Source organism: Sphingobium sp. (assembly GCF_035511395.1).
Classification (GTDB): Bacteria; Pseudomonadota; Alphaproteobacteria; order Sphingomonadales; family Sphingomonadaceae; genus Sphingobium.
In genome coordinates this window covers 1-5,688 of sequence record NZ_DATKFP010000413.1, presented here as the reverse complement: position 1 = coordinate 5,688, position 5,688 = coordinate 1, and the positions used below count along the sequence as shown (strand labels likewise).

7 protein-coding genes are annotated in these 5,688 nt (G+C 61.5%); 6 read left to right on the top strand and 1 reads right to left on the bottom strand.

All coding sequences use genetic code 11. The annotated features are described in order from the left end of the window. The 6 genes from VMR39_RS27910 to VMR39_RS27885 all read left to right on the top strand — a co-directional run. Positions 1 to 2,224: cbb3-type cytochrome c oxidase subunit I (locus VMR39_RS27910; RefSeq protein ID WP_325421379.1), on the top strand; the 2,224-nt coding region annotated here is incomplete at its 5' end. Then, entirely contained in the window at positions 2,221 to 2,598 is a 378-nt protein-coding gene (locus VMR39_RS27905) for a hypothetical protein (RefSeq protein ID WP_325421377.1), read from the top strand. The genes VMR39_RS27910 and VMR39_RS27905, both read left to right, overlap by 4 nt. Next, positions 2,595 to 3,188, top strand: a complete 594-nt coding sequence (locus tag VMR39_RS27900) for a cytochrome c oxidase assembly protein (RefSeq protein ID WP_325421375.1) — start codon at positions 2,595 to 2,597, stop codon at positions 3,186 to 3,188. Before VMR39_RS27905 ends, VMR39_RS27900 begins: the two co-directional genes overlap by 4 nt. Further along, a complete protein-coding gene (locus VMR39_RS27895; RefSeq protein WP_325421373.1) occupies positions 3,185 to 4,264 on the top strand; it encodes a c-type cytochrome in 1,080 nt (359 codons plus the stop codon). Before VMR39_RS27900 ends, VMR39_RS27895 begins: the two co-directional genes overlap by 4 nt. Positions 4,265 to 4,295: 31 nt before the next feature. Then, a complete protein-coding gene (locus tag VMR39_RS27890; protein ID WP_325421371.1) occupies positions 4,296 to 4,655 on the top strand; it encodes a hypothetical protein in 360 nt (119 codons plus the stop codon). A 123-nt stretch (positions 4,656 to 4,778) separates the two neighbouring features. Continuing rightward, positions 4,779 to 5,126: a hypothetical protein gene (locus VMR39_RS27885; protein ID WP_325421369.1), complete on the top strand. Its 348-nt coding sequence runs from the start codon at positions 4,779 to 4,781 to the stop codon at positions 5,124 to 5,126. Between the two features lie 51 nt (positions 5,127 to 5,177). Here VMR39_RS27885 and VMR39_RS27880 read toward each other — a convergent pair whose 3' ends face one another. After that, a complete protein-coding gene (locus VMR39_RS27880) occupies positions 5,178 to 5,675 on the bottom strand; it encodes an RcnB family protein (protein ID WP_325421367.1) in 498 nt (165 codons plus the stop codon). Between the last annotated feature and the right edge of the window lie 13 nt (positions 5,676 to 5,688).

The following is a 5,688-nucleotide window of genomic DNA, read 5'->3' as shown; positions in this document are numbered from 1 at the left end:
CGAAGCAGTGTCGATCATCCTGTTGCCGCAACTGCTGGGCGCGCGCGACCTGCCTTTTCCGCGCCTTTCGGCATTCGGCTACTGGTCCTTCCTGATCGGCGGGATATTCGTGTCTGGTTCGATTTTCTTCAACGCCGCGCCAGATGGCGGATGGTTCATGTATCCGCCGCTGACCACCCGCACCGACCTGTCCGGGCTGGGGGCCGACATATGGATGCTGGGCCTCTCCTTCATTGAGGTGTCGTCGGTGGCGGCTGCGGTCGAACTGATCGTGGGCGTGCTCAAATGCCGGCCGCCGGGGATGCGGCTCAACCTGATGCCGCTCTATGCCTGGTACATATTGGTCGTGGCGGTGATGATCCTGTTCGCCTTTCCGCCGTTGATCGCCGGTGACATCCTGTTCGAAATGGAGCGGCTGCTCAACTGGCCCTTCTTCGACGCCAGTCGAGGCGGCGACCCGCTGCTCTGGCAGCATCTCTTCTGGATATTCGGCCATCCTGAAGTCTATATCATCTTCCTGCCGTCGATCGCGCTGTTCGCCATGCTTGTGCCGACCTTCGCCAACCGGCATCTGCTCGGCTATCCCTGGATCGTGCTGGCGGCTGTCGGAACGGCCTTCCTGTCCTTTGGCCTGTGGGTCCACCACATGTTCACGACGGGCCTGCCCAAGATCAGCCTTGCATTCTTCTCTGCCGCTTCAGAAGCGGTAGCGATCCCGACCGGCGTGCAGATTTTCGTGTTCATCGCGACATTGTGGGCCGGGCGCGTAACTTGGTCGACGCCCTTGCTCTATGCGACGGGGAGCCTCGCCATATTCGTGATCGGCGGGCTGACCGGTGTGATGGTCGCGGTGGCGCCATTCGACTGGCAAGCACATGACAGCTATTTCATCGTTGCCCATCTTCACTATGTATTGATTGGCGGCACGCTGATGCCGCTGTTTGCTGGCCTCTATTATTATTGGCCGCTGGTGACGGGCAAGAAGCTCTCCGACCGGCTTGGGCGCATCGCTTTCTGGATGATGTTCATCGGCGCCAACATCGCCTTCTTTCCCATGCATCTGTCGGGCCTCATGGGCATGCCGCGCCGCGTCTTCACCTATCCTGCGGAACTGGAGCTGGGCGGCCTCAACATGGCCTCGACCGTCGGTGCCTATCTGTTTGCAGCCGGTGTGGCGGTGGTCTGTATCGACCTTTGCCTGTCGCCGCGTCGGGCCAAGGCGGCGCGCAATCCCTGGAATGCCGGGACGTTGGAATGGCTCGCCCATCCGGAAGATGAGGATTGGGGCATAAGGTCCGTGCCACTGATCGAGAGTCGCTATCCGATCTGGGACCAGCCCGACTTCATGAAGAAGGTGGATGAAGGTCGCTTTTTCCTGCCCGATGCGGAGGAAGGACGGCGCGAGACGATCGTGACCACGGTGCTGGATGCCCGGCCGCTGGCGGTGATCCGGCTGGGCACGCCCAGCATCAAACCCATGCTGACTGCGATCGCGCTGGGCGGGGTGTTCATCCTGACCACCTATCATCTCTATTGGGCGGCGCTGGCCTGCGGCGTCGCGACACTAGCATGCGCGCTCTGGTGGCTTTGGACAGGGACAGCGGAAATACCCGAAAAGCCCTGCAAGCCGATCGGTCATGGCATCGACCTGCCGCTCTACCTGTCCGGTCCGGCAGCACCGGGATGGTGGGCGATGTTCATCACCATGATGGCAGATGCGACGGCCTTTTCGGGCCTTGTCTTCGGCTATTTCTTCTTCTGGACGCGGCATGAAGATTTCCCGCCCGCCGACATGGCCGATGGTCCGGGCATGATGTGGCCCCTGATCGCACTGGGACTGGGGCTGGCAAGCTGGATTGCTACGATCAGCGCGCGCGAAGTGCATGCTAGGCGCGCCATCGGCATGGCCCGGCTGTTGCTGATGATCGGAATCCTGGCCAGTCTGGCGGGCGTCGGAGCAGGACTGGCGGGGCCATGGACCAGCGGGCTTGATCCGCAGGCGCACAGTTATCCGGCCATCGTGTGGACTCTTGCCATCTGGACGACAGCGCACAGCGCCGTTGCAGCCATCATGCAGTCCTATGCGCTTGCTCGCAGCATGGCCGGACGCATGGACCCTGACCATGATGCCGACCTGCGCAATGTCAGCGTCTACATGCACTTCTTCGGCCTGACGGCGGCCGTGGCCTATGTGACCATCGGCCTTTTTCCGGAGGTCGCATGACCCGCCGGCGCAAATGGCATGAACGGCTGAAGGTCACGCTTTGGACGCTGATCGTGCCGCCGGCGATCTGGGCCGGCCATTTCCTCTTTTCCTATCTCTGGGCAGCGGTGTCCTGTGCCAAGGTCGGCACTTTTGCGACCTTTCCGACGCTATTCGTAATCGGTACGGTAGTAGCAATGGCGCTCATCTTCCTGTCGGGCTGGATCGCCTGGAGACAGGGTGGCGTGCCGGGGCGATCGGCCCCGCACGAGGATGGAACGGAGGCCGACCGTCTGCGCTTCCTGGCCAAATCCACGTTGCTGTTGGCGGGTTTGAGCTTGGTGGGCGTGCTGTTCACGGCGCTGCCGGTGGTGTTTCTGAGGGATTGCCTGTGAAACGGTTCTGGCTCGGCGCGGGGATCGTACTGCTTCCCATCGGCTGGTTCGCTGCTGGCGGCGGCTTGGGGATGATCGGGCATATGACAGGGCACATGATCGCAGTGGCGCTCGCCGCTCCGCTTATAGCCTATGGTCTGAAGGGTACGCGCGCTGATCCCGCTATCCGCTGGCCACGCGCGGTGACGCCCATGGCCATGATGCTGGTCGAACTGACGACAGTGTGGCTGTGGCATCTTCCGATATTTCGACGACTGGCCGCATCGGCATGGCCGACACTGTTCTTTGAACAGCTCAGTTTCCTTATCGCAGGACTGTTGCTGTGGTCCGCGGTCCTGCGCTCGGCCCACCGCGCGGCAGGAGTGGGTGCCCTGCTGCTGACCTCAATGCATATGACTTTGCTAGGCGCTCTGATCGGCCTGGCACCGCGACCGCTTTATCCGTCGATGCATCAGGGTCTGCATGGTCTGGAGCCTCTGGCCGATCAGCAACTGGGGGGAGTGGTGATGTTGATCGTTGGCGCCGCCAGTTATTTTATCGGCGGACTGGCCCTGATGTACGGCATTGTCCGCGAAAGGGAGGCGGCATGATCATTCGCATCACCTGGAGACGGTTGCTGGCATTCATCCTGGGCATGGGCGCCTTGGGCATGGTTTTCGCCTGGTCCGGGGCGATGCAGATTTCGGCCTCGTCCGGCCATTGGCGCGTCACCGACTGGTTTCTACACTGGGTAATGCGCAACAGCGTGCGGACCTATTCTCTTTTTCAGTCGCCCACGGATCCGCGCGACGATAGCGGCCTCGTCAGCGCGGCTGGCCATTATCGGCAAGCGTGTCAGGTCTGTCATGGCGCCCCTGGCGTCCGTCCATCCCCTGTCATGCAAAAGGCAACGCCGCCCGCGCCCGACCTTTCGCGCACGGCGGGCGAATGGCGCGACAGGGAACTGTTCTGGATCATCCGGCATGGCGTGAAGCTTACCGGGATGCCCGCATGGGGCGTGTCGGATCGGCCTGACGAGGTGCGACGAATGGTGGCCTTCGTCCGCAGCTTGCCGGATATGACACCGGCGCGATATCAGATGCTGACGCAGGAAGCCGGCTTGATTCCGGTTCCTGGCATCCGCAGCGAGGTGGTAGCGGCCTGTACCGGGTGCCATGGAATAGATGGGCGCGGCCGGGGGCAGGCGGATATTCCGGTCTTGGGCGGTCAGCGCCCGGCCTACCTGCTTGCTGCGATGCAAAGGTTCGCGTCGGGAGAACGGGCAGGGGCGGTGATGCAGGCAGCAGTCGCGCACCTTAGCGTCCAGGAAATGGAAGGGCTGGCCCGTTACTTCGCCGCCATGCCGGGCCTGGCAGACGTCGCGGATCGCCCGATCGAGCGCGTCGGGGGCAAATCGGGACAGCCAGTGCCAGCCTGCGAGAATTGCCACGCCCCCGGCAAGGGTGCGCCGATCATTTATGGCCAGAAAGCCAGCTATATCGCGGGCAGGTTGCACGCATGGCAAGGCGATCCCAATGTCATCGACGCTCGCAAATCGTCAGCGACTATGGCGGTGATCGCGCGGCGCATCCCCACCGCCCGCATCGAGGCGCTGGCCCGATCATTGGAATATGGCGGCAACGGTCGGCCAGAGCATCATGTGCAACACACTTTGAACCCACGCTGATCCGGATCGTTTACTCGATCGGAGAGCGAAGATGGATGCGACGTTCAATTTTCTTGTCGATGTTCGGCGTAATCTGATGCGCGTGAATATGGCCGGCTTTTTCAGTGAGGACGATGTTCAGCGCTTTGCGAATGAATATCGTTCGAACCTGTCGAAACTGAATGCTCCAGGGCATTTGACGCTGGTGGATATCAAGCAGATGAAGATACAGGCCCAGTCGGTAGTGAATGGCTTTTCTTCGCTTCTCGCTTCGCCAGACGTGCGATCACGACGGCTCGCGTTCATTTGCAGTTCGACCTTGGCCCGTCTTCAGGCGCAGCGATTGACCGATCGCGAAGACGTTGAATTTTTCGATGATGAAGCCAAGGCCGAACGTTGGCTGACCGATTAGATGGCGAATCTCTTTAAAGTTTACGACGTCTCGCCATCAGGCGCGCGCTTTGATGGAGATTTGTAGGTTCCGGAAGGATTATGTGCAGCGCTGGACGGCTTCGCTCTGGGCGCACCATGAGGGGTGGCTTCCTTCACGCTCTTCTCGAACATCCTCTTGAGAAGCCAGCCGACGGCAAAGGTCACCGTCGCTGTGACGGCGGCACGCCCGGCTGTCTCCGCGAGGGACATCTTCATCGCCGCCTGCGAGGAGGTGTCGCTCGATTTTACGACGCCCGCCTTTTCCATGAGCTTGCGCTGGGGTGTTTTCATGCTTGGATCCTGCGGAGTTGGATTGGTAAGTCGCGAACGCCTGGAGATCGCTATTGGTTCAGAAATGGACGCCGGTTGGGGAAAACTGCGCGTCCGGTTCGATGCGCAAGGAGTGGAAACGGACCGTCTGGCAAGCGTCGCAGGCACGCCCACTTCCTGACTCTATCGCTCTGGCAGTCGAACAAACTGCCAGAGCGAGTTGTAACGACGATCACCAACCACCGGCAACGGACTGGACGATGACGCCGCTGCTGCGGGCGATTAACACAAAGTTCGTCCCCGCATAGCACCAGACATGGCCAGTCGGTGCCGCGTACAGTCCATAGCCGACCGGATTGACGACGACATAATGGCGCATCGACAGAGGGAGGGTGCCACCGACGATCCAGACGCTATGCGCATGCCGGGGCGGGATGGGGTAATAGCCGTAGCCAGGCGCGAAATAATGGCCATGGCGCGGCCCGTTATAATGGACAAATCCGGGGTGGCCGCGCCACCAGCCGGGGCGGCCGCGGTCGACGATGACGGTGCGGCTGTGCGCGACTCCGGCGCGGGGCGCGACGGTCGTATGCCGGACGACCTGCGCCTCTGCGGCCGGGCTGGCCATGATGGCCATGACGGACAGGAACAGGGTTGCACTGCCTGCAAAAGCGGCGCTGACGCTGAAACCGCGCTTCATGATGGATTGGGGATTGAAAAACCGGGGCATGATCGGACTCCTT